Below are 23,440 nucleotides of genomic sequence, written 5' to 3'. Positions count from 1 at the left end.
TACACCCTCACATTATGTTATTTTTCAATAGAACGAGCGTTCATAGTACTCAAAGAAAGCTCAATTAACCGTATAAATTCCTTCACATTCTTCTCACCCAAACCTACTACAAGCGCTTCAAAATAACCTTCAATTCTCTCTTGCTTCTGTCTGATCAAGGATTCACCATCTACTGTGAGCCTTACACACATTCGTCGTCTGTCATGCTCTGACATTTCCATAGTCACATAGCCTTTTTTCCTTAATCCCGTAAGCGCTGCCGTAATTCTTGATCTGGATACATGCAGATCATCGCTGAGCAAGGAAGGATTAACTTCATCATCCCGATGCTGAACTAAATATTGAAGCACATGGTTTTCCCCCTGAACAAGCTCCGTCAGGCTACTGAATAATTCCATGTCATAAATCCGGTTAACGGATTCTCTCAATTCGTCCCTTAGTTCATAATCTTTCATAGTGAACCTCCGCAACACACATAATACATACAGTTAACTATTAATACTATGTACTATAATGAATTGCCCACGATAATAACAATGAAATATTTGTGAATTTTTATACTTTATCCCCCCCTTGAATGTCCAGTAACAGGAGGTTTTATACCGTGGACTGTGAGACACCCAGAGGAGACAACAAGGAGTGTTTTATTTTATGAGGTTCTGGAAATGTGTTATATCATAGAATTTCAAGGAAAAGGGGGATTTGAGCAGCTCCAAATGAGATTGTTGTTTGGACTATATTAGAGAAGTATTAACATTTACAAGAAAAGGCCAACCACTAAATACGGGTTGACCTCATCATTTAAAGACTGTCTTACGTTTCTAAGAGAAAATGAACTGACTTTACAGCACCGTTTTAACCGTATCTTGGACTTGCTTTAGCAGCCCTTTATAGCCATCTTCATCAAGGTAGCCGATACTTCCAAGCAGCAAGTGACCGACGGATTCAATTCCAACGAAATCAAAAATTCCCGTATCGGATGTGATCTTCAATCCTGCGGTCATACCGATTTCATCGTAGATTGCGTTGGGAGTACCATGTGTATTCACGATAAAACCTTTTTTACCTGTAAGCAGCTTATTAATCCCTTCCGCACCAGCCGTATATGCAAAGCCGTATGCAAATACACGATCAACGTAACCTTTCAGGATAGCCGGAAGACCTGTCCACCAAATGGGAGAAATAAAAGTAATCGTATCCGCTTGTGAGATGTATTCCTGCTCCAATTTAATATCAGCCGGAGTTTGCCCTGCTCTCATAGCGGCAGTATCCTCAGGTTTTAATACAGGTTGAAAATTAAGGGCATAAAGATCGCGTACAACGACTTCATCACCTTTTTCTTTCAAGGTATTTACAACCGTTTCGAGTATCGCGTGATTGAAGCTTTCTGCGTTTGAGTGAGCATAGATAATAAGATGTTTCATTTTAATAACCTCCAGATGTTTTATTGTTATTTTGATATTAATATTAATATAGATATCTATACATTTACTTAAAAAAATTTATAATCTGTTTTTGACATGCTCCAGCAAATATTCCAGTTGTTCTTTTTCTTCATCTTTGAGACCACCATAGATGGTTTCTTGTAATCTATTGGAGATCATCTCAAATACAGGCTCTATCTCTCTTCCCTTATCGGTCAGAAATATCAGGGTAACTCGGCTATCCTCCCTTTCTTTTTTTCTTTCGACATATCCCAACTTCACTAGCTTGTCGATCAAGACAGTGACCGTGGGTTGCTGACGAGAAATTTTTTGCGTCAATTCCTTAATGGAAAGCCCGTCGTTTTGATAAAGGAACATTAGGATTCCGCCATGAGTAGGAACAATCCCTTCAATTCCATTCGATTCGAGCTCAGACACAATCAATTTATTGATCGAGTCTCTAATGGTTCCTATCAGTGCAGCTGCATTATTTTTTAACATACAAACATTATTACATAGATATCTATATATATCAAGTATTGATACCAGTCTGAACTAAAAGCAAATATGACTTAATCTATAATGTTTCATGATGGACTACTATCGCAGCCGCATAAAAAAGCCAAAATACCAAAGTTCCTTACCTGACTTTGAGTATTTTGGCTTACAGTGTTTATTTATGAAATAAAGAGGTATTCGAAGTATGATATGTTTTAGTTGAGCGTTTGAAGTACCTCAGGTGTAAAGGTTTGAAGATCATGAATTCGGCCTTCACGTATTTTCGTAGCCCATGCAGGATCGCCCAGAAGCGCACGCCCAACAGCTACCAGATCAAATTCATTGTTGTCGAGCCGTTCCAGAAGTTCATTAATATCTTGGTGTCCTGCCCCTTTCCCTTCGATATAACTTACAAAATCCTCATCCAGACCTACAGAGCCAACCGTAATCGTAGTTTTTCCAGTCAGCTTCTTCACCCATCCGGCAAAGCTCAAATCGGAGCCTTCAAATTCAGGTACCCAAAAGCGACGTGTCGAGCAATGGAAGATGTCCACGCCCGCTTCTACTAATACATTCAGGAATTGCTCCAGTTTATCCGGTGTATCGAACGGCTTTGCGTTGTAATCATTCATTTTCCATTGGGATAGGCGCATGGCAATAGGGTAGTCAGGGCCAACCTCAGCACGAATAGCTTCCACAAGCTCAATGGCGAATTGAGCACGTTTTATGATATCGCCACCATAGCGATCCGTACGTTGGTTCGTTTTCTCCCAAAAGAATTGATCAACCAGATAGCCGTGCGCTCCGTGAATTTCAACGCCGTCAAAGCCCAGTCGTTTCGCATTCGCAGCTGCATCGACATAGGCGCGAATGACCTTGACAATTTCTTCTTCTGTCATCGGCTCGGTCACTTTATTGCCTTCCAGATCCAGCCCCGATGGACCAATCGATAGCGCTTCGGGATTCGGCTGAGATCCCAAAGGACGAGCCATCCCCATATGCCAAAGCTGTGGGAAAATTTTACTACCAGCTTCATGAACCTGTCTGACCACTTCAGCCCAACCGTTTAAAGCCGCTTCCCCATAAAAATTAGGTATCCTCGGCTCACTTGTTCCAGCCGGATGGTCAATCACTGCGCCTTCAGTAATAATAAGACCTACATCATTCTCTGCGCGACGGCGATAATAAGCGGCTACATCCGGTCCTGGCACACCATTTGGTGAAAAAGCGCGGCCCATTGACGGCATTACAATACGAGTCTGTAGGGTTAGATTATGAATGGTATAAGGTTGAAATAAAGCTTCTGTTGAATGAACATTTTGCGGTTGATTACTCAAGGATTGTACCTCCTCATTTTCTTTTATTCTTTTAAAGGATTATATATAAGGCTCGTGCATCATCAAACGGGGTGCAAGTGAAATGTTAGCAATGTTTAATTTATCATTCAACCGACAAAATGTTCATTCTGTTGCTTAACCAAAAGGGTTATGAAATTGTTGTATATCTAAATTCACTTGTTGACAAAACAACACATGTTTATAATGGGGGAATCATTTGATTTACCTGAAAGGAGTGTCTTTAGGATGCCTGGTGTAACTTCACCCAACCCAAACGATCCTCGCGTCATTCGAACACGTAGATTAATTCTCGACGCATTCGTTGACCAATTAAATAAGAAAGACTTCTACACGATTACGATCAATGACATTACCCAAAAAGCCACCATTAACCGCGCCACGTTCTATGCACATTTTCAAGATAAATATGCACTGCTTGAAACCCTTTTGTCAGATGCATTTTTGGAGTATGTTATCAAGAGGATTGATGCTGAGGCACGTTTGTCGGAGGAGATCATTCAGAAACTTATTCTTTCGTTATGTGACTATCACGACTCAAGTAACCAATGCGTTCATAAATATAATTCAGTGGCACCGATCCTGGAAGAACATATTAAGAATCAATTACAGCAATTCATACTTCAACTCATAACAAGAGAAGCCAATAATACAGACCAAAGAACGTTAGAACTTGCCGCGACCATTTTAAGCTGGTCCATTTATGGTGTAACCTTTCGCTGGAATGTGGAAGGAAAAAAAGAGTCTCCTACAGATTTAGCCGAGAGAGCTGTGCCTTTAATCTTCAATGGGGTTGTCTTATCTCTAGTCTCACAAATCTCTTAGTAGAAAATGCGAATAAAAAGGGCCGTTCCCAGTATACTTCGATCAGTTCCTGGGACAGCCCTTATAGTATTTAGTAAAATAATTGCCTCTTTTATTTAAAGAATTTTCTTAAACATCTCGATAACTTGTTCTTTGCTAGGTATAAACGGATTGCCCGGAGCGCAAGCATCCTTCATTGAGTTCTCGGCAAGCAGATCCAAATCCACTTCATTTACACCTAGTTCAGAAAGTTTGGAAGGAATCCCTACTTCCTTCGACAGGTCTTTGATTCTTTGGATTACATAGTCTGCGCATTCCTTATCCGTTTTCCCCTTATCTTCAAAACCGATGGCTTTAGCGATGGCACGAAACTTCTCCGGTACATGCTTGGCATTCTCCTCCTCCACGATTGGCAGCAGCATGGCATTACAAACACCATGAGGCAAATCGTAAACGCCGCCAAGCTGATGCGCCATCGCATGAACGTAACCCAATCCGGCATTATTAAATGCAAGTCCTCCCAAGAAAATAGCGTATACCATTTGCTCACGCGCTTCTATATCATGACCGTTTCTCACTGTACGAGCTAAATGTTTAAAAATAATTTCTACTGCTGCCAAGGCAGTTGCATCCGTTACAGGATAAGCACCTGGCGTAACCAAAGCTTCAATGGCATGGGTCAAAGCATCTAGCCCTGTAGCTGCCGTTAATGCGGCGGGTTTATCTACCATCAGTTCAGGATCATTTACTGAAATCGTAGCTACACTATTCTTATCAACCATAACCATCTTGACCTTGCGCTCTTCGTCCGTAATGACATAATTGATCGTGATTTCAGCAGATGTTCCTGCTGTGGTATTAATGGCGACAATAGGAAGCGATTTATGCTTGGATTTATGAACGCCCTCATACTCGGTTATATGTCCCCTATTGGTGGCAATAATGCCGATTCCCTTAGCCGTATCCTGTGGTGATCCTCCGCCAATCGAAATTAAAAAGTCACATTCATTTTCTTGCAGAAACTGAACACCATCATGTACATTTTTACAGGTCGGATTTGGTTTTACTTCATCGTATACCGCATAGTTCAATCCAATATCATCCAGCAAAGATGTAACCTTGCCTGCAATACCACTCTTCATCAAAAATTTATCCGTCACGACTAGAGCTTTGTTTAAATTCAGTTCTTTTATATACGGCCCAACTTCTTGCAAACAGCCTGTTCCCATAAGATTGATAGATGGTACAAAAAATACATGTGCGCTCATATAAAATCGGCCTCCTAAAGGATTCACTTCTTGTTGCCTCGCTAAATATAAGGGTATTTCTCAAAAGTGAAATATTTCACATATATAATGTTATCTTTATTTTATTTTGGTGTCAACAATTAAACACAGATATTTATTGGTTTTATTTTTGTTTGTTTACGTTTTTCGAATCAGTCCAATATTTGGTACACAACTAATCGGAGGAAGCCTCGTACAACTTAGATGAACATATTCACAATGAGGTGATGACAGCATGACAATCAACAAGAAAGCATTGCTAGCTCTGCTAGCAGTATCACTGCTCCAAGCAAACCCGTCGTATGCGAAGTCGGTACCGCTGACTCCGGTGACGACCGTTTATGTAGATGACCGCCCACTTCAGCTTGCTGCCCAGCCGCTGCTGCTAGAAGGAACAGCGCTCGTCCCGATGCGCCAGTTGTTTGAGGCACAAGGAGCCGAGCTTTCCTGGAACGCATCCAGCAAAACCGTAACAGCTACCAAAAATGAAGCGGTGCTGACCTACCGTATGGGGGAACTTGCTGCCACCTTAAACGGCAAAACGCTGTCCCTGAATGTTCCTGGACAAATTGTTGAGGGCAACACAATGATTCCACTACGTTTTGTGAGCGAGGCACTTGGGAGCACAGTGAAGTGGGATGCCCTGACCCGAGCGATTCGGATTGTCTCCAGTAACGATTTTTTTACAACGGTTCTTTCGGGAGTCAACCTGCGCAGCAAACCGGATTCGTCGGGAGCTTCCCCTTCCCTGCGGCTTATTCCAGCCAACGAAAAGGTTCATGTCATCCGTGAGATCAATGCCCTCTGGCTGGAAGTGCGCACTAAAGACAACCTGACCGGATACATATCGGCTAAACCCAAATACAGCGATTATACCAGCTCATCCCTGGTGGAACGGCAGGGAGATGAACTCATCGCCTACGGAGAGAAATTCCTTGGTACTCCTTATGAATTCGGCGCAGCAAGCGGCCAGACATCGACCTTTGATTGTTCTTCTTTTGTGGGGGAAGTGTTCCGACATACGCTCTCCATCGACCTCCCCCGTGTCTCTTACGATCAGGCTAAAGAAGGCCAGAAGGTCGGGCTAAACGAGCTACGTAAAGGCGACCTGCTGTTCTTCAGCGCACGCGGCCTGGAGATCGGCCATGTGGCTATTTATGCAGGGAACAACAAATTGTTGCATACATTCTCCAAAGAACGTGGCGTTCATTTTGACACGCTTGATGGTAAATGGCAGAATCGTTTCGTAACAGCCCGCAGGCTGTTTTAAGACAAACTGGATGGCTAATAATAGCGGGCTATTCCAGTACCACATTCAATATTTTCTGTTTGCATTTTTGCCGGACGCCTCCCTTGCGGTTTGCGTTCAGGTGGCAAAAGGTATTGATTCGTTCCCATTGTTCAACAAGTAATTCGATCCTCTTCTCTAGCACTTTCTCTCAAAATCTTGGATCTTCCCCATCAGATCTGCTTAAATAGGATTAATAGAATGTGCAAAAAACACGAATATGTATGCTAATTATAGACAGGAGGAATCGTTATGCAATTTGAGACAAAACGGCTCATCATTCGTGATATTTGTACATCCGATTGGGGAAGTATACATACCTACACGTCATTGCCTGAAGTTACTAGGCACACAGCATGGGGACCCAATACAGAAGAAGATACAAAGGCATATATAGAACAAGTTCTAGCCTCACAGCAGGAAATGCCACGACAAGACTACGAACTAGCCATATGTCTGAAAAACACTGGAATCCTGATCGGCGGTGTTGGTATTCATGTCAAAGATACTAATGCAGAAATGGGCTATATTCTAAACCCAGATTATCAAGGAAAGGGTTATGCAACAGAAGCGGCACGAGCCCTGCTAGGCTTTGGATTTAGCACACTTGATGTCCATCGTATTTATGCAACATGTCGTCCAGAAAATAAGGCTTCTGAGAAGATTATGCAACAGATCGGAATGCAACGTGAAGGTATAATGCGAGAACACTGGTACTACAAAGGCGAATTTCACGATTCATATTTGTACTCTATTCTTTCTGAGGAATATAACAGGACATAAAAGGTATTGTTTACATCTTGGGAAGCATGTTGCTGCGATAAATTGATAGTAAACCATTTTGACTATCTAGTTTGAAAATATATATCGTTGGAAATAGGTGTTGTTAAGAACGTGTCTGAGCCATTCTATGAGGAGTTTTAACGACAAATAGGTTCGAGGAACTTCTCTGAACGATACAATTTTTAATTAAGGAGGGAACAACATGGAAGCTTTTGCAGAATATTTAGCGCATATTGATAACCCCCAACATCGGGCTCGAACGCAAGAAGTATTGGCTTGGGTAACCAAGAAATTTCCAAATTTAATGCCAAAAATTGCGTGGAATCAGCCTATGTTTACGGATCACAGCACATTTATTATTGGCTTTAGCGTAGCCAAACATCATTTGGCCGTTGCCCCTGAAAAGGCAGGGATTAATCATTTTTCTGAGTTAATTGTGCAGGCTGGCTATGATCACACCAAGCAGTTGGTACGTATCCAGTGGGATAGTCCAGTTGATTTCTCATTACTTGAGAAAATGATCGAGTTTAATATTTTGGATAAGGCAGACTGTTCAACCTTTTGGCGGGAATAAAAAAAGGTTCCTTTTCTCGTAAAACTATACACCGAGCATCACAAATAAGTGTTTTTCTTCTCACCCCCTCTACCATCCTTCGAAATCTCATCAGGCTAATGCCCCTTAAAGCGGCTTTATGCTATAATGTGGAAAGTATGGATTGTTACATGCACAGGAGGATTGGAGAAAAATGATTGGGAAATTTTTAATTTTCTCTCTACTATGGAGTTTGCTCGGCAACCCGTTTCTGGCACTGCTCGTACTCTTAATCGTGATCTATATATTGGATCGTAGCTTTGTCGGTGTATTGCCCAGCATCAGCAAACCATGGAAAAGAAGACGCAATGCCGCTCGATTGCGCCAACAGATTGCGCTAAACACCAACGATGTGGCTGCTAGGTTCGATTTGGCTCGTATCTGGATCGAAAGCAAGAAATATCCGCAGGCTTTGGAGCTCTTATTGGAAATTCAATCCCGTTATGAAGACTCAGCAGACTATTGGAACGCACGGGGAACGGCTGAAGTACATACAAACCATCTGGAGGATGGAGAACAACATTTACTAAAAGCACTGGATATTAACCCGCGGGTACAGTACGGTGAGCCTTATTTGCATTTAGCCGCTGCTTTCAAGGAACGTGACGTCAATAAGTCGCTTCATTATCTGCAGCAATTTCAGGAGATTCAGTCTTCTTCCAGCGAGGGTTATTATCTGACAGGCTTGATGTACCGTATGCTGGGACGCAAGGATGAAGCCACTATAGCCTTTAACCAGTCCATTGCCGTCTATCGCTCTCTACCCAAATACCGCAAACGAAGTGAGCGCAAGTGGGCTGCGCGTAGCTTATTTCGTAAATCAATCGGCTAAACAGCGCCTACTAACGCAAACAAAGAGGTTCATAATGGTCAGTTTCTACTGTCATCATGAACCTCTTTCTTTAATATACTTTGTCTGATCCAAAGCATCCTCTCACGCTCGCCTTAATGGCGCATAACCAAGCCGATTCAACTCTTCCGCAATCACGCGATAACCACGACTGTTCGGATGCACCCGGTCTAACGAAAGTAGTGCCCGTTCATAGCCCTCAAATGCGGGATAAATATTCGCCACCCGGTAATTCGGTCCGCCTAATGTATAGAGAAACGAGTTGTACTGACGCACATATACTCCCGCCTCCCTTACTTCTGGAAAAGGATTATATAATCCCACCATTCGAATAATAAATGGCTCACGCTGACCGGACTTTATCTGATACAGGGCATGTACAATTTGGCGTACATGTTCTTTTGTGTGATTCAACGCTTGTGGAATGGAAGAACCCGATAAGCCGGACCCTCCAGCAAGGGCGCTGATGTATGGGCGCAGATCATTCCCGCCGATCGTTACCGTTATAAGTTCAGCCCGGCTGATCGCCGACCGAAAAAGTGGATTGTTTCGGACCATGGACAGCAACTCCTGCGATGTCAGCCCGTTAATTCCCAGATTCTCGTAACTGACTGGCGTACGCAGATGTCTTTCTGCCATTCGCCGATAGATAGGTACAAATCCGCCGCTCAGCAACGTCCCTGCACCTGTTGTTAAAGAATCTCCAATCGCTGTGTAGTGGTACGCCAATGAAACCCACCTCCCTCTTTCTGCATAACATATCTTATGTAGAAAGAGGGACGCGGGACCCGGAGATTCGCTTATTCTTCGTCTATTTCATATACACAATGGAATTGCCCACCATCCGGCAAATCCTCTGATCCATACACGGCAAAGCCCACGTTGCGGAAAAAATCTGCCCCCTCCGCATCCGTGTCCACAGTAAGCCGTTTTGGATTACGCTCCTGAATGAGCGTAAGTAGCATACCTCTGGCATATCCTCTATGACGGTTTTCAGGCAACACGGCCAGATGGCGAATTACAGTTGTTCCATCCTCCTGGTCCTCAAAGCCGACAATACCTACAATAAGTCCTTCATCTTCTACACCGAACAGCTTCCAGTCATCCGAGGCTTGATAGGTACGTAAAACTGCTTCTCCGCGTTCAGGGTGATCCAGCACGGCGTAGGTTAACAGCTCCAGAACTTCCTCACGATCTGAATCTATTTTTATATTTTTAAACATTGTTTGTCGTCTCTCCTTAATATCCTAAAATTAGGATTTCACTCTAATTCTCCATAATAAGCAACGGCCAGTTATCAAGCCATTGCTTCTCAAATACACGCTGACGATAAGCCGTTGTGTGACGAAACAAAGGGCTTTGTCGTACCCGCATATCCAGCAGATCTTCCAATCCATGCGGACAAATGACCTCTATTTGATCCTTGTCATTCAATCTAACCGCCACCGCCGTTGCCGTCTCTGGCCAGCGGCTCATCGCATCCTCTACCGAGGAATAAGGAGCCTCCCCGTTGCGAAAATGCATCCGAGCCTGATTTTTGACAGACCAATTACGTCCGGCCTGCTTACGGTTCAAGGACAACTCTAGATACTCATCTCGTTCCTCTAGCGTGTTTTTCGGGTCAAAATAGATAACATCTATATCGTTTAAAGGTGTAGCCGTTGTATACCCATGGAGCTTGTCCCAAACGCGGTTACGTACATAGCCTGCGGCAATACATCCTTGCGGCAACTTCAGCTCTCGCACATAGCGCAAGTCTTCCAGTACCTGCGGATCATTCATATATTGTATGACTCGTAGCACATCTTCTTCCGACTTCATCCTGCACTCAACTCCCTTTTTATGATGACAGTTGCTGCACCGATTCTCCTCCTTGAGCCGCGATCCGTGCTGTACGCTGCACCAGGCGGCGGCGTGCGACCAGAAGGAACGGAATGCCAATCACAACCGACAGGGCAACCGGAACAAAAACAACAAGCGGCGCCGTTTGACCATAGATATCCAGCAACCAGCCACCAAATAAAGGAGCCAGCACGCTTCCCAAATTATTAAAGCCGATTGTACCGAAGTAGGTCCCTTTATATTGAGCATCTGCAATTTGGTCAATCAATACGTCCAGCATCGTGAACAATAACACTTCACCAACCGTAAACAGCACCATATCCAGTATAAACATCCAGCCTGAGTTTAGCATACCGCACAGCAACAGGCTGACCGCAATACATATATTCCCTGCAATCAGAGAATTCACCGGGGAAAATCGGCTTGCCAGCCGCACCAGCGGATATTGAAATGCCAATACACAAACCGCGTTGACCGTCAGCATATATGTAAACCATCGAGTTCCTTCCGCGAAGGATAAGGACAAGAATTGAGGCATTGTGGAATTGGAATGCGCATAGCCCATCACACAAAATACCGTTCCCAGCAAAATCGGCATAAACACCGGATCACGGCTGGCTGTACGGAATGCCTCAGCCATTCGCAGTGGAGCCTCTCTCGCCGTTGTACCTATATGCAGATCCGATGCATAACGGGCAAATTGGATCAACAACAGTACTCCGTATAGTGCGTACACACCAGCAGCTACCATGAACGGCGTACCATTGGATGCAGATCCTAACATCAAACCAAGCAACGGCCCTGCCACTACCCCAACATTAATGGCCGCATATCTCATATTATAGATAAGCAGTCTTTTCTCCTTGGGGGTTACATCTGATAACAGCGCCCGCGAGGTTGGCTCGAACAAGGACCTGCACAGTCCATTTAGAGCATTAATGACAAAAAAGGCCCAGGCCGCTTCCGCCAACGCAAAAGCAACGAATACAAGCGCCCAGCTCGCAATGGACACCAACATCACCTTACGCCGTCCGATTCGATCTGAAATATATCCACCGTAAAAGCTGGCAAAAATGCCGACCAACGAGCTTACCGACACGATCACCCCCGTATGAAAGGGGGACACCCCTAAACGGGTGGTAAGGTAAATTGACAAAAACGGGATACTCATGGATGTCGCCATCCGCCCGAAAATAGTACCGACAATAATCGTCCAGGCCAGCGGGTGAATGGAACGCAACTGTTCTTTCATATATGCCTTTACGTTCTCCTTCCGGTGCAAGTCTAATAAAGGGGGGGAAACGGTCTAGCACTGGTGAATATAGCGTTCCAGTTCTAAACACGTTGCTTGATAGACAGATTGGAGCGCAGACAACTTCGCTTTCGCATTCTCGAGTCGGTTCTCCCGTGCAAGCTGTTCAATATCGGACAGCAACGAGGACAAACGCCCGACACCCAGACTCACGCTGCCTGATTTCAACTCATGAGCAGCCTCTACTACTTTTGTGGCTTCGCCCGCAGCAGCCAGTTCTCTTAACTTATTGATTTTGGCAGGTGTATCACTTGTATACATTTCGACCAATGACTCCAGTAGTCCCGTGCTGCCATCCTCGTCCAGCAGCATAATTTCACGTATAACTTCCTCATCCAAAATCGGCTCGGTTTCCGGCTTTGGAAGCCATTTGACAAGCTTTTCAGAGAGCTTTTCAATCGTTACTGGCTTTATCAAGTAATCGTTCACTCCAACCTCCCGGCCCCGTGCCTGATCCTCCTCAGACACATTTCCAGTCAAAGAAATGATCGGTACAGGTGGTTGCTGGTTTTCTGCTTCCCTCTGGCGGATCGCTTTTGCCGCATCATGACCATTTAGCAGAGGCATGTAATGATCCATTAGAATACAAGCGTAGGATTGTTCGGAGGCCGCTCTTACTGCGGCTTGTCCATCCTCAGCAAAATCAATATGCTGGAATCCCAAGTGGTTAAGCTGTAATTGCACCACCTGCCGATTCACCCGATTATCCTCAGCCACCAAAATAGTTTGAGAATGACTATGCTCACGCAGCAACTCGCTAAATGCCTTCAAATCACCATTTTCATGCTTCTCCATTTCGCCTGCCTGCTCCAATCCTTTCATGAGGGGAATTTCAAACCAGAACGTGGAGCCTTGGCCTTCTGTACTGACGACCCCAATTTCTCCCTGCATGAGTTCCACAAATGAACTGCATATCCATAGCCCTAGACCCGTTCCTCCATATTGGGAGGCGCTGCCTTCACCGGCTTGTACATAAGGCTGAAACAGCTTATTCTGATCCTCCGGTGAAATCCCAATACCCGAATCCTGCACCTCAAACCGAACACGTTGGGAGTCTTTTGTTTCCTCCACTAATTTTGTTCGAATGATGAGCAATCCTTCACTCGTAAATTTATTCGCATTGTTCAACAGATTGAGCAAGATCTGCATGATCCTTGCCGAATCTCCCTCCAGATGCTCTGCCACACCGGTATCGGTCTCTATACTCAACCGGTTACCCATCTGATAGATTTGCGGCTCCAACAACTGAGCAACATGGCTCATAATCGCCTGAACTCTGACGTTTCCGATCTCCAGTTCCATCTGTCCTGCTTCCACTTTGGATATATCAAGCAGATTATTAATCATGTTCAACAACAGGGAGGCTGACTCACGTATCACACCGATGGCCTGCCGTTGATCCGGGGAAAGTTTGGATGAACCTAACATTTCGATCATTCCAAGTATTCCGTTCATTGGCGTTCTGAATTCATGACTAACCACAGCCAGAAAAGTGCTCTTTAGGTCATTAGCCCGTACCGCTTCTTCCTTCGTCCGTGATAATTCCGCATTGCTTTTGGCAAGCTGACGCTGCAGATTAACCAGCTCGTTGTTCATCGCTGAAAATTCATTCAGCAGCTTTTCTTCCTCAGCCTTGCTTTTCACTATCTCATCCGTTAATTGTTCGACCGTTTTCCGCAGAACAGCCATTTCTGCTGTCGGTTCCTTCATATTAAAAGGCCCCCTTTACAAAATGACTTACAGGTTCACAAAACCAACCTTATTTCCTGAGCGAAAGTAAGTCACCCGCAATCTCCAGCGCTTCTTCCGCACCTGGTGCGTATCCGTCCGCCCCTACTTCTTGCCACAAGAGGGAATCGAGATTAAAAGGCAAGCCTCCGACCATAATTTTCACATGGCTAGTCGTTGGGTCTTGCCGAATGAGAGCAATCAACTCTTTCACTAGATGGACATGGTAAGCCATGGTAGCTGAGATAGCCACTACATCCGCCTTGTAACTCACAATGGCCTGAAGCAAACTCCGGTTAGGTACATTGGCGCCTAAATAATACGTATCCCAACCATCCATTTCAAATATATCAGCCAGCATACGCACTCCAATTTCATGCTGCTCGCTGCCTACACACGCCGCCACCAGGCAGCGTTCCTTACTTCCACTCCCCATCCATCTGGGATACAGGCTTGAAATAATAAATTGAGTCACGGCAGTGCAAAAATGCTCTTGACCGACGGTGATTTTGCCTTCATGCCATAGACGGCCTATTTCATATTGCGAAATTTGAAAAATATATTTATACGTATGTTGAATAGAGATACCCTCATCCAGCAAGCGAACGATCCAATCCAAAGCCTGTCTGCGATTACCTGAGAGTAAATATTCCAAATATTGAGCCACGTCAGCAGCATAGGGATTATCACCTGTAATAAAAGAGGCATACTCCTCTTTCTTCCCAATTTGCTGTATCCCCAAATCCAGGTGCTCCAGCACCATGACTTTATTCGTATGATCGAAGTGCTCTACCAACGTCTCCTGGATTAATCTGAAATTGATGCTCAAATCTTCTTGGGTTATCCCGAAACCCTCCAGAAGCTTTTTTAACCAAGAAACATACTGTGTAAATAAAATAGGGCTGTTCATGATTACACTTTCAGCCAAATAGTTCAAACTATATATGGAATCCTGTTTTGTCTTTATTTTACCGTTATCCCCAAAACGCTGCAAAAGATCGGGCTGTAATTCGTATTGCTTATGGGTAACTAATTCAGCCAAAGCTCCTGCTTGCATCAATAGCGATTCACCTGCGGTGTATTGCTGTATACTCATGTACAGCTCCTTCCCCGACAAGGTTTTGTATTCGAAACAGGTACTGGGAATTTGTTCCGGACGTGACTATTAGACAATTATACCTGATTTGCGTCTCTACATTAACCCTACTCCCCCATAATACGACAAAAAAATAAAATACCGAAAAGTCGGTATTTTATCTAAAGCAGATTTAACCTGCACATGCACAATTTATGATCCGTTACTCTTCTGCCCCTCAGCCGTTAGTCCAAGCTTTTTTAACAGATGAATAGCCTGCTCCTTCTCTTCCACGGATAAGCCATCCACGGTCTCCATAATAACACGATGATGCTGCGGGAATATTTGCTCAAAGAAATGACGTCCATCATCAGTCAATTCTGCATAAATCACACGCCGATCATCTTGCGAAGCACGACGGGTAAGCAAGTTTTTTTTCTGAAGTTTATCTACCACGTACGTAATATTCCCACTAGAGATTAGTACCTTTTCTCCAATTTTCTGCAAAGGCTGGGGTCCCCGATAATACAGCAGATCAAGCACACCAAATTCTGTTGTATTTAATCCATGACTATGAATGTCCCGATTCGTACGAGACGTGACCGAATTATAAGCACGAGCCAGAACAACGAACAAATTAAGTGCTAGGTCCTGATCATCTGGTTTTACAGACATATTAACAGCCTCCGTTACTCATATCTTTATTCCAAGATATCTTAATTGTGCGCTTTTGTCAAGTTTAAGCGTTCCTCCCCCTACTCCTACGGCCTAAAAATGGAGGAATTGTCGTCTATTATGTGAAGATTACAGTTCATTATGTAAAAAAAGTCCGCTCTCAGCCAGTCTTAACACACTGATTCAGAGAGCAGGACGATTATATTGCAATCCCTAACTTCTTACGTAAAAATACGTAGGCAATACGGCCGCATAATACTCCCAGAACATTCAGTATGATGTCATCCACATCCATTGTACCTGCGCCCAGCAGCATTTGGGACACCTCAAGAATGACCAGTGCGATCACTATCGTTAACAACAGACTGCCTATACTTCGCATGGACACCCAAATGATAGGCACAAGGATACCGAAGGGAATGAATACGCCAATATTACCGAGCAAATTAACACCCCATACCCGAAAAGGAAACGACTCCATTGCCCGCCAGTATTGCCTGATCGTATCAAACGGCACAATATTATACGAATACGGGGGTCCTGGCCGTAATGTACGACCAAAACCGAGAAACATCCAATATAATAGAAGTCCTGTATATAAAATCAATAACACCAATGCCACATGATGAAGCAGACGGGTCCTAGACATTACTTGTTACGGACGTCGATCTGTCCATTGGCCCGTGCGATAATCACCTGGTCCGCCATATTAATGAACAGTCCGTTATCGACTACTCCCGGAATTTGGTTCAAGCGGATTTCCAACTCCTGCGGATTCTCAATCGTACCATAGCGACAATCGGCAATATAATTACCGTTATCCGTAAGGTAGCGCTCGGCGTCTTTCATACGCCACTCCGCTTTACAGCCCGTCTGCCGCAAGGCCTCCAACGTCCATTCACTGGCAAAGGGTACGACCTCAACAGGTAAAGGAAATGCACCCAGCACCTTCACATCCTTGGACTCATCGACAATAATAATTAATCGGTCGCTATTGCTTTCCACAATTTTCTCTCTCAGTAAGGCTCCGCCTCCACCTTTCACCAGCACCAGCTGCTCATTCACCTCATCTGCACCGTCGATGGTAACGTCAAGCCTTCCAATCTGATCAAACGGAATGATGGGAATTCCCAGCTCCCTGGCCTGATCTTCCGACGCTTGGGATGTAGCTACAGCCTGTATATGTAATCCTTGCGCTACACGCTCACCGATTTTTTGAATAGCCCAAAAGGCTGTCGAGCCTGTACCAAGTCCTACTTTCATACCGTCCTGAATCGCCTCAACTGCTTTTTCGGCCGCTTTTTGCTTTAAATTCATTATCATCTCTCCCGCTATATAGGCTAGTATTGATCATCATCCATTTTATAAGAGAACGCTTTATATTAATAGAGACAGCTTTTTACCATAACAAAGGCTGTTTTCATCGTGTTCATACTCCCCAAATCGTTCAACAGGTTCGTATCCCCGCTTGGTATAGAGAGCAATCGCTTCAGGTTGAGCCGCTCCGGTCTCCAGTTTAATTCTTACAACTCCCCGTTTGCTGGCTTCCTCTTCCAAAAAAGATAATAGGCTCACCGCAATCCCTTGTCTGCGATAAGAGGAATCGACATAAAATCTTTTAAGTTCCATTTCTTCCGCATCTATAGGCCTAAGCCCTCCACAAGCCACCGGTTTTTCGTCCACATACACAACAGCGAAAAACATTTCTTTAACTTTCGGATTGGAAAAATCAACCAAGTAAATTTCATCGGCAGGATACCTTTCCAGCAAGTCCTCATCCAGCCTTTGAATCAACTTATGCAGATCCTCGTGATTACTCTCAACCTTTAAAATCGTAAGCTTGGACATTCTTCTTATCCCTCTTCTCTTTGCATGGATATAAAGACTCATTTGCAAACAATTCACAAAAACCGCGATAAATCAAGCATTTACAACGTTAAATATGAAAAATGTCCCAAATTGATAAGTGCATTTGACTCTATTATAAAGTATGATGGTTTCTGTTGAATAGTTGCTTATGGACTGTAATGAATTCAAATCTCAAGTTGAAGTATAAATTGGAATATACTGAAACACAGACAGCGTTTACCTATTAAAATTAATTTTTTATTGTGTAAGGTATTCATTTCAAGGGCTTTTCGTACGACATATATATAGGGATATCATACTTGTCTGTAAAAGGACTTAAGACCTATTACATAAAATTCAAGGGTCTATGATCTCGATTATTTTGTTTGTAAGGGGGACTTGATTATCTCATTCGATAAGCGGTTCAACACCATATACAAAAAATACAACCAGGGAGTGGAACATTTTGAAAAAGTGGAGTAGCTTATCATTCTTCACCAAAAACCTATTATTATCCTTCTTCAACATCGTATTGATTGGGCTAGTTCTTATTGTGTCCAGCTATTTGATCCAACGTACGATTTTGATAGACCAATTGCATGGGCAAGTGGAAAAAATCACATTGAAGTGGGCCCAGGGCATTAATTCCGATGAAGTAACCCAAGCGGTTCAAGAGAAAAATTATGATGGACCCATTCAAACCAAACTCCGCGCGTACCTAGATAACATCATGGCGACGAATCCAAATATCTCTCATGCCTATATTTTCGGGACGGAGCTCGAAAATGGCAATCTGACATCTATTGTGGCGATGCCAACGGATCTCAGAGAAGCATTTGAAAAAGATAAGATGCTCGTTGGCTCTATGTATGAGCAACCCAATGTCGTGGCAGTAGGCGTAACCGGTATGCTGGACAGTGGCAAACCAACATTCACCAGCTTCTACGATGATACTTTTGGTACATGGACGACTTTGATGACTCCGATTAAAGATCCAAGCGGCAAAATCTTTGCATATTTTGCAGTCGATGCAGATGCCGGTGCCGTACCTGCAGGATTGACCAAGCTGCTCATTAGCGGCGCTACCATTTTAGTGATTTTCCTACTGATCTGCCTGGCGCTTCAATATTGGGTTGTGAAACGTACGCTGTCCCCGATTAAGCAATTGATGTACGGTATCAGCGAAGTAAGCAGAGGAAATCTGGATGTTCAAATTCATGCAGGTCATGATGATTTAGGACTCGTAAATCAGAATTTCAACGATATGGTAAGTCATATTAACAGCATTATGACCAAGGTGAAGCAGACAACTGATGAAGTCAATGAATCTGCCAAAGAATTGCTCGCAATCTGCGAACAAAACGGAATCAATTCCAACATCATCAATCAAAACATCAGTGAAATCACGGAGAATATCCGTTCGCAGGAAAAAGCAACAGGCGATAGTGCACGTGCCATGGCTGAAATGGCTTCGGTCATTCAAAATATTGCCACGAGTTCTTCTAATGTTGCGGAAGAAGCCAATTCGGTAGAGAAACGCTCTAACGAAGGCAACGAGATTGTAAGTAAGGTATCATCCCAAATGCACTTGATTACCGATACAGTAACCAATACTTCCCGTATCATCAAGTTGCTCGACAGTCGTTCGCAGGAAATTGGCAATATCATCAGTACCATTTCAGGCATCTCCAGTCAAACCAACCTGCTCGCTCTGAACGCTTCTATTGAAGCTGCGCGCGTTGGTGAAGAAGGTAAAGGCTTTGCCGTCGTTGCCAGTGAAGTACGTAAGCTGGCAGAACAATCTGCGGAGGCAACCAAACAGATTACATCACTGATTGAAGAAATTCAAAATGAAATCGGACAAGCTGTGAAGTCGATGGAGCAAGGAAACGTTGAAGTTCAAAACGGAATCGTCGTTGCTGGACAAGCAGGCGTGCTGTTCAATGATATTCTTCAAGCAACTAAAAATGTAGCATGGCAAATCCAAGAAGTATCCAGCGCTACTGAGCAAATATCTGCGGGTACACAGGAAATGACAGCGACAGCAGACGATCTTTCTTCCACTGTAACCAAAACAGCCAATAACAGTGTTCACATTGTGCAAACGGTGGAGGAACAAAAAGCTTCTTTGGATTCGATTATTGATTCATCCCATAAATTAACATCCATGTCTGAAGAGCTTCAAGAAATTACATCTTATTTCAAAATTGCAGACACCAACCGTAGCAAATCATAATAACCATTTATCGACTTAAAGTTAATTTCATAAGTAAATCATTCATTCGGTAATGCCTCCCTCCTGTTCATGCATTTGAAGGGATCGGAGGCATTTACTGAGTTTACCATTTAAATTAAGACATCATACATTCAGGAGGTTAGCGTAATGGCTTCATTACTACAAAACAGTACACAGACAACCCCTTCCCCATTCCTAGTTCCCTTGGATTATGCACGTATACAACGCAAGCATACATCCTCTACTTATCAAGTAGAGTTAGAAGCGTCCATCTCGGAACAATTAAATCAGCAAAAAACTGCGGAAGACAAACAAGCGTTGCTCTTATCAGCATATACTGCATGGGTATATCGCCTTTCCGCAGAAGAAGAAGTTTCTTTTTCTACTTTTGTGCCACAAACCGGTCTGCTTACAGCTTCGCTGACAGTCGAAAAAGAAACGACTTTTCATGAACTAGCAGACTTATTTCAGGAGATGCTCCGTGAGCCAAGTGCATACCTTGCGGAACCACAAGCCGATACTTCATTTTCGGCAAATCTGCCTACGGACAGCGGTGTAGAATCTCGTATTATGGACTGGGCTGTCAGTGAACACAATGGCACTTATCAAATACAGATACGATATGATCAATCACTATTGCTGGAAACAACGGTTGTCCGATACGCAGAATACTTTGAAACCCTTTTGCGTGGCGCGCTAACCAATAGCCATGCACTTGTGAATTCAATTGATATATTATCGGATGCAGATCGAGCTGCTCACGAAGATCTAAATAATACAGTCGTGAAATATCCTGAGCATCAGACCATTCATGGAATGTTTGAAGAGGCGGCTTCACAATACCCTGATCGTCCCGCTATTGCTTCACACACTGGGGAGTACACGTACCGTGAGTTGAACGAACGTGCTAACCAAGTCGCACGTGTCTTGTTATCCAAAGGTCTTACCAAAGGTGAATTCGTGACCATCTTCATGGAACGGAGCTTAGAGACCGTTATTTCACTGCTTGGTATCCTAAAAGCCGGAGGCGTATATGTGCCTGTTGATCCCGCCCACCCCGCTGACCGGAGTAGCTACATTGTCGAAGACACGCGTTCTCCTTTTGTCTTAACAACTTCCGCACTCATGGAACAAGCGACTGAACTGTGCGGTTCTATTGAGACGGTAAAAGAAATTTTAGCTATTAACGGGCCGCTGGCAGGCTATGCTGCAAGCAATCCGAACGTTCGTGTGAGTCCGGATGATCTAGCTTATGTCATCTATACATCCGGCTCTACAGGCAAACCGAAAGGTGCCCTGATCGCTCACCGCGGTGTTGTTAACCTAGGAGCTGTCGTGCAACGCGATTGCGACATTACACCTCAGGATGTATTGACCCAATTTGCGACCTACAGCTTCGATGCATCCGTTTGGGATACCATTGGAGCCTTGTTTTACGGTGCAAAATTGTACTTGCTGTCTTCCGAAGAACGTGTATCTGTTGAAGAATTTGCTGAAGCCATTGCACGTACAGGCACGACGATTATTACCATTTTGCCGACCGTATTCTTTAATCAGCTATCTACGTACTTGTCAGACGAAGGCTATCGCAAACTCGCTAAGGTACGGATTGTTACTGTAGCAGGCGAAGCGCTGTACGGTTCCCAAGTTCGAGCGTTCCAAAGCAAATTCGGCACAGATACCGACATCGTAAACGTATACGGACCGACCGAATGCACCGTAGCGACAACGACCCATCGGGTCCGCGGTGCCGTGCCTGAGCATGTCGTCAATATCCCGATCGGCAAGCCGATTTACAATTACAAAGTGTATATCGTTAACGATGATAACAAACTCTGCCCAGTTAATATTCCGGGTGAAGTATGTATTGCTACTCCTGCATTGGCCCATGGTTATCTCCATCAGCCAGAACGTACAGCGCAATCGTTCGTGGACAATCCTTTTGTTCCGGGTGAAAAAATGTACCGCTCGGGTGATATCGCCAAGCTGCTGCCAGACGGTACGATTGAATACGTAAGCCGCAAGGATTCGCAGCTCAAAATTCGTGGAAATCGGATTGAAATCGGAGAAATTGAAGACCATTTTTCCAAACATCCAGGTGTTCAGGACGTCGCTGTGGTAGCCGTCAAAGATCACACAGATCAGAACATGCTAGTTGGCTATTTCACCACTTCGGATGGACAATCTATTCCACAGGACGTTATTCAGTCTTATATTGGGGGCAAGCTGCCTTCTTATTTTGTACCGAGTCATGTCGTTCATTTGGAAGCTATGCCAATTTCACCAACTGGCAAGATCGATCGCAAAAAGCTGGCCCTGCGACCACTACCGGAAGCGTCTGATCTTTCATTTGGCGGGGAACCTCTCCGAGAAGGAACCGAAACACTCATTGCCGAAGCATGGACTCAAGTGCTTGGTAAAAATAACATTGGCGCTACCGATGATTTCTTCCTGATCGGGGGCGATTCGCTTCGTGTCATCCATGTGCTGGCTATTTTGAAGCCGCGTTATGGCGCGCTGCGCATCGGAGATTTTTTCCGCTACAAAACCGTTCGTGAGCTTGCTGAATACGTGGAACAATTAGGTACGGAACAAATGCCGCAACGCAAGCCACTCGCGATTTCTCAAGAAAAAATGGACTTGAATGAGCATCCTATTGAGTTGTCTGGTGCTTCTGACTTAGCTGAAGTCCGCGACTTGCGCGTGATTTTGTTGACCGGTGCTACAGGCTATCTGGGCTCGCACATTCTGTATGACCTACTTCAACGAACAGAAGCCAAAGTATACGCGATGGTACGCCCTTCTCAGGACGGTCCATCCGGTATTGAGCGTATTCAGTCCGTATTGACAGGATATTTTGGACAAGATGTCTCCAGCCTGATCGAAGGACGGGTAAAGGCTGTCTATGGGGATCTGGAGCAAGCTGATCTGGGTCTCTCTTCCCTCGACCGCCATATGCTGGAGCACCAAATCGACGGCATCATTCACAGCGCCGCTGACGTTCGCCATTTTGGTGATTCTGCAGCCTTCGATCGCACGAATGTGACCGGAACACTGGAACTGTTGAAAATCGCTCAAGCCAAGCCAGGAGTATCCTTCCATCATGTCTCCACTATGGGAATACCGGAGGATCTTGCTAACGAAGGAAAATGGGAGTCGGCATTGGAGCTTTCTGCCTTCCCAGACGAACTGAATGTGGACAACCTGTACACGAATAGTAAACTGGCTGCGGAGAAGCTGTTGTTCCAAGCAGCTCAAGCGGGTACGCCTGTCTCGATCTATCGCGCGGGTAATTTGACAGCCCATTCGGCCAACGGACGCTTCCAGCGAAATATTGATAGCAATGCTTATTATCGTATGATGAAGGCGATGCTGCTGCTGGGCAAAGCGCCACAAGCCGATTGGCATACGGACTTCACACCGATTGATTACGCCAGCCGTGCTATCGTAGAGCTGTCTGTTCATCAAAAAAGCGCAAACCGTATTTTCCATATCTGCAATCCGAACCCACTGCCATATGATGAACTGATCGCTATGGTAAACCAACTCGGTTACGCAGTAGAAACCCTGCCTTTTGACGATTACAGCGCCTGGTTGCTAAATCCGTCTTCCGGCATTCAGGAGGATGCACTTCACCTTGCTATGGGACAACTGGAAGGTGACGGAGCCAAGGATTCAGCTTACCGTTACGGATGCTCTGTAACCACAGCTCTGCTGGAACAAGCTGGCGTTCAATGCCCGGCAACCGACCTGAATTTTATTCGGAACATGATCCAGCATGCCGTCGAGATCGGTTACTTCCCGACCTCTTCACCGGTATCTGTAAAAGCTACACAGAGGTAAC

At 44.5% G+C, this 23,440-nt stretch carries 22 protein-coding genes; 7 read left to right on the top strand and 15 right to left on the bottom strand.

Annotated elements, in window-relative coordinates:
• Window positions 1–17 precede the first annotated feature (17 nt).
• The 4 genes from JOD82_RS06510 to JOD82_RS06495 all read right to left on the bottom strand — a co-directional run bounded on the left by JOD82_RS06510 (window position 18) and on the right by JOD82_RS06495 (window position 3,259).
• Entirely contained in the window at window positions 18–455 is a 438-nt protein-coding gene (locus JOD82_RS06510; protein WP_069011383.1) for a MarR family winged helix-turn-helix transcriptional regulator, read from the bottom strand.
• 387 nt (window positions 456–842) lie between these two features.
• Entirely contained in the window at window positions 843–1,424 is a 582-nt protein-coding gene (locus tag JOD82_RS06505; protein ID WP_069011382.1) for an NAD(P)H-dependent oxidoreductase, read from the bottom strand.
• A 78-nt stretch (window positions 1,425–1,502) separates the two neighbouring features.
• Window positions 1,503–1,925, bottom strand: a complete 423-nt coding sequence (locus tag JOD82_RS06500; protein WP_039274799.1) for a MarR family winged helix-turn-helix transcriptional regulator — start codon at window positions 1,923–1,925, stop codon at window positions 1,503–1,505.
• 212 nt (window positions 1,926–2,137) lie between these two features.
• Window positions 2,138–3,259, bottom strand: a complete 1,122-nt coding sequence (locus JOD82_RS06495; protein WP_069011381.1) for an NADH:flavin oxidoreductase — start codon at window positions 3,257–3,259, stop codon at window positions 2,138–2,140.
• Between the two features lie 246 nt (window positions 3,260–3,505).
• On the opposite strand from JOD82_RS06495, the gene JOD82_RS06490 reads away from it, so the two are divergent.
• Window positions 3,506–4,102 (top strand): TetR family transcriptional regulator, encoded by a 597-nt coding sequence (locus tag JOD82_RS06490; protein WP_029514753.1) that lies wholly within the window; start codon window positions 3,506–3,508, stop codon window positions 4,100–4,102.
• 95 nt (window positions 4,103–4,197) lie between these two features.
• Here JOD82_RS06490 and JOD82_RS06485 read toward each other — a convergent pair whose 3' ends face one another.
• Window positions 4,198–5,349, bottom strand: a complete 1,152-nt coding sequence (locus JOD82_RS06485) for an iron-containing alcohol dehydrogenase (protein WP_069011380.1) — start codon at window positions 5,347–5,349, stop codon at window positions 4,198–4,200.
• 253 nt (window positions 5,350–5,602) lie between these two features.
• On the opposite strand from JOD82_RS06485, the gene JOD82_RS06480 reads away from it, so the two are divergent.
• The 4 genes from JOD82_RS06480 (at window position 5,603) to JOD82_RS06465 (ending at window position 8,862) form a co-directional block, all read left to right on the top strand.
• The gene (locus JOD82_RS06480) at window positions 5,603–6,637 is read left to right on the top strand and encodes a C40 family peptidase (RefSeq protein WP_029514755.1); all 1,035 of its coding nucleotides are present in this window, start codon (window positions 5,603–5,605) and stop codon (window positions 6,635–6,637) included.
• A 270-nt stretch (window positions 6,638–6,907) separates the two neighbouring features.
• Window positions 6,908–7,438 carry a GNAT family N-acetyltransferase gene (locus JOD82_RS06475; RefSeq protein WP_029514756.1) on the top strand — a complete coding sequence of 177 codons (531 nt, stop codon included), beginning with the start codon at window positions 6,908–6,910 and terminating at the stop codon, window positions 7,436–7,438.
• A 202-nt stretch (window positions 7,439–7,640) separates the two neighbouring features.
• On the top strand, window positions 7,641–8,012 hold the full coding sequence (locus JOD82_RS06470) for an iron chaperone (protein WP_029514757.1): 372 nt from the start codon (window positions 7,641–7,643) through the stop codon (window positions 8,010–8,012).
• A 172-nt stretch (window positions 8,013–8,184) separates the two neighbouring features.
• Window positions 8,185–8,862 carry a tetratricopeptide repeat protein gene (locus tag JOD82_RS06465; protein WP_029514758.1) on the top strand — a complete coding sequence of 226 codons (678 nt, stop codon included), beginning with the start codon at window positions 8,185–8,187 and terminating at the stop codon, window positions 8,860–8,862.
• Window positions 8,863–8,964: 102 nt separating this feature from the next.
• Here JOD82_RS06465 and JOD82_RS06460 read toward each other — a convergent pair whose 3' ends face one another.
• From JOD82_RS06460 to JOD82_RS06415, 10 genes are all read right to left on the bottom strand, one after another.
• The gene (locus JOD82_RS06460) at window positions 8,965–9,609 is read right to left on the bottom strand and encodes a GDSL-type esterase/lipase family protein (RefSeq protein WP_039274815.1); all 645 of its coding nucleotides are present in this window, start codon (window positions 9,607–9,609) and stop codon (window positions 8,965–8,967) included.
• 71 nt (window positions 9,610–9,680) lie between these two features.
• On the bottom strand, window positions 9,681–10,103 hold the full coding sequence (locus tag JOD82_RS06455) for a GNAT family N-acetyltransferase (protein WP_039274816.1): 423 nt from the start codon (window positions 10,101–10,103) through the stop codon (window positions 9,681–9,683).
• 43 nt (window positions 10,104–10,146) lie between these two features.
• A complete protein-coding gene (locus JOD82_RS06450) occupies window positions 10,147–10,701 on the bottom strand; it encodes a nucleotidyltransferase family protein (protein ID WP_039274819.1) in 555 nt (184 codons plus the stop codon).
• 19 nt (window positions 10,702–10,720) lie between these two features.
• Window positions 10,721–11,974, bottom strand: coding sequence for an MDR family MFS transporter (locus tag JOD82_RS06445; protein ID WP_029514763.1), 1,254 nt, complete (start codon window positions 11,972–11,974; stop codon window positions 10,721–10,723).
• A 54-nt stretch (window positions 11,975–12,028) separates the two neighbouring features.
• Window positions 12,029–13,744, bottom strand: a complete 1,716-nt coding sequence (locus JOD82_RS06440; protein WP_209948008.1) for an ATP-binding protein — start codon at window positions 13,742–13,744, stop codon at window positions 12,029–12,031.
• A 49-nt stretch (window positions 13,745–13,793) separates the two neighbouring features.
• A complete protein-coding gene (locus tag JOD82_RS06435; protein WP_209948006.1) occupies window positions 13,794–14,858 on the bottom strand; it encodes a cobalamin B12-binding domain-containing protein in 1,065 nt (354 codons plus the stop codon).
• Between the two features lie 192 nt (window positions 14,859–15,050).
• On the bottom strand, window positions 15,051–15,512 hold the full coding sequence (locus tag JOD82_RS06430) for a MarR family winged helix-turn-helix transcriptional regulator (RefSeq protein WP_013309820.1): 462 nt from the start codon (window positions 15,510–15,512) through the stop codon (window positions 15,051–15,053).
• Window positions 15,513–15,711: 199 nt separating this feature from the next.
• On the bottom strand, window positions 15,712–16,161 hold the full coding sequence (locus JOD82_RS06425; RefSeq protein ID WP_165147658.1) for a VanZ family protein: 450 nt from the start codon (window positions 16,159–16,161) through the stop codon (window positions 15,712–15,714).
• Window positions 16,161–16,829 (bottom strand): ribose-5-phosphate isomerase RpiA, encoded by a 669-nt coding sequence (gene rpiA / locus JOD82_RS06420; RefSeq protein WP_209948004.1) that lies wholly within the window; start codon window positions 16,827–16,829, stop codon window positions 16,161–16,163. The genes JOD82_RS06425 and rpiA overlap by 1 nt, the downstream gene beginning before the upstream one ends.
• A gap of 60 nt (window positions 16,830–16,889) precedes the next feature.
• A complete protein-coding gene (locus JOD82_RS06415; RefSeq protein ID WP_029514769.1) occupies window positions 16,890–17,360 on the bottom strand; it encodes a GNAT family N-acetyltransferase in 471 nt (156 codons plus the stop codon).
• 466 nt (window positions 17,361–17,826) lie between these two features.
• Between JOD82_RS06415 and JOD82_RS06410 the strand changes: the two genes are divergently transcribed.
• Together JOD82_RS06410 and JOD82_RS06405 are read left to right on the top strand one after the other, a co-directional pair.
• Window positions 17,827–19,596, top strand: coding sequence for a methyl-accepting chemotaxis protein (locus JOD82_RS06410; protein ID WP_029514770.1), 1,770 nt, complete (start codon window positions 17,827–17,829; stop codon window positions 19,594–19,596).
• A gap of 147 nt (window positions 19,597–19,743) precedes the next feature.
• Window positions 19,744–23,439, top strand: a complete 3,696-nt coding sequence (locus tag JOD82_RS06405; RefSeq protein ID WP_209948002.1) for a non-ribosomal peptide synthetase family protein — start codon at window positions 19,744–19,746, stop codon at window positions 23,437–23,439.
• The last annotated feature ends 1 nt before the right edge of the window (window position 23,440 follow it).

Origin of the sequence: Paenibacillus sp. 1182 (genome assembly GCF_017833915.1) — a bacterium.
Lineage (GTDB): Bacteria > Bacillota > Bacilli > Paenibacillales > Paenibacillaceae > Paenibacillus > Paenibacillus polymyxa_D.
This window is presented reverse-complemented; position numbering and strand designations above follow the sequence as displayed.

What these genes read in the sequence shown, in the direction of transcription:
- JOD82_RS06510 (WP_069011383.1), bottom strand. Translation starts at nt 455, where the DNA reads ATGAAAGATTATGAACTAAGGGACGAATTGAGAGAATCCGTTAACCGG.
- JOD82_RS06505 (WP_069011382.1), bottom strand. Translation starts at nt 1,424, where the DNA reads ATGAAACATCTTATTATCTATGCTCACTCAAACGCAGAAAGCTTCAAT.
- JOD82_RS06500 (WP_039274799.1), bottom strand. Translation starts at nt 1,925, where the DNA reads ATGTTAAAAAATAATGCAGCTGCACTGATAGGAACCATTAGAGACTCG.
- JOD82_RS06490 (WP_029514753.1), top strand. Translation starts at nt 3,506, where the DNA reads ATGCCTGGTGTAACTTCACCCAACCCAAACGATCCTCGCGTCATTCGA.
- JOD82_RS06485 (WP_069011380.1), bottom strand. Translation starts at nt 5,349, where the DNA reads ATGAGCGCACATGTATTTTTTGTACCATCTATCAATCTTATGGGAACA.
- JOD82_RS06480 (WP_029514755.1), top strand. Translation starts at nt 5,603, where the DNA reads ATGACAATCAACAAGAAAGCATTGCTAGCTCTGCTAGCAGTATCACTG.
- JOD82_RS06475 (WP_029514756.1), top strand. Translation starts at nt 6,908, where the DNA reads ATGCAATTTGAGACAAAACGGCTCATCATTCGTGATATTTGTACATCC.
- JOD82_RS06470 (WP_029514757.1), top strand. Translation starts at nt 7,641, where the DNA reads ATGGAAGCTTTTGCAGAATATTTAGCGCATATTGATAACCCCCAACAT.
- JOD82_RS06465 (WP_029514758.1), top strand. Translation starts at nt 8,185, where the DNA reads ATGATTGGGAAATTTTTAATTTTCTCTCTACTATGGAGTTTGCTCGGC.
- JOD82_RS06455 (WP_039274816.1), bottom strand. Translation starts at nt 10,103, where the DNA reads ATGTTTAAAAATATAAAAATAGATTCAGATCGTGAGGAAGTTCTGGAG.
- JOD82_RS06450 (WP_039274819.1), bottom strand. Translation starts at nt 10,701, where the DNA reads ATGAAGTCGGAAGAAGATGTGCTACGAGTCATACAATATATGAATGAT.
- JOD82_RS06445 (WP_029514763.1), bottom strand. Translation starts at nt 11,974, where the DNA reads ATGAAAGAACAGTTGCGTTCCATTCACCCGCTGGCCTGGACGATTATT.
- JOD82_RS06440 (WP_209948008.1), bottom strand. Translation starts at nt 13,744, where the DNA reads ATGAAGGAACCGACAGCAGAAATGGCTGTTCTGCGGAAAACGGTCGAA.
- JOD82_RS06435 (WP_209948006.1), bottom strand. Translation starts at nt 14,858, where the DNA reads ATGAGTATACAGCAATACACCGCAGGTGAATCGCTATTGATGCAAGCA.
- JOD82_RS06430 (WP_013309820.1), bottom strand. Translation starts at nt 15,512, where the DNA reads ATGTCTGTAAAACCAGATGATCAGGACCTAGCACTTAATTTGTTCGTT.
- JOD82_RS06425 (WP_165147658.1), bottom strand. Translation starts at nt 16,161, where the DNA reads ATGTCTAGGACCCGTCTGCTTCATCATGTGGCATTGGTGTTATTGATT.
- rpiA (WP_209948004.1), bottom strand. Translation starts at nt 16,829, where the DNA reads ATGAATTTAAAGCAAAAAGCGGCCGAAAAAGCAGTTGAGGCGATTCAG.
- JOD82_RS06415 (WP_029514769.1), bottom strand. Translation starts at nt 17,360, where the DNA reads ATGTCCAAGCTTACGATTTTAAAGGTTGAGAGTAATCACGAGGATCTG.
- JOD82_RS06405 (WP_209948002.1), top strand. Translation starts at nt 19,744, where the DNA reads ATGGCTTCATTACTACAAAACAGTACACAGACAACCCCTTCCCCATTC.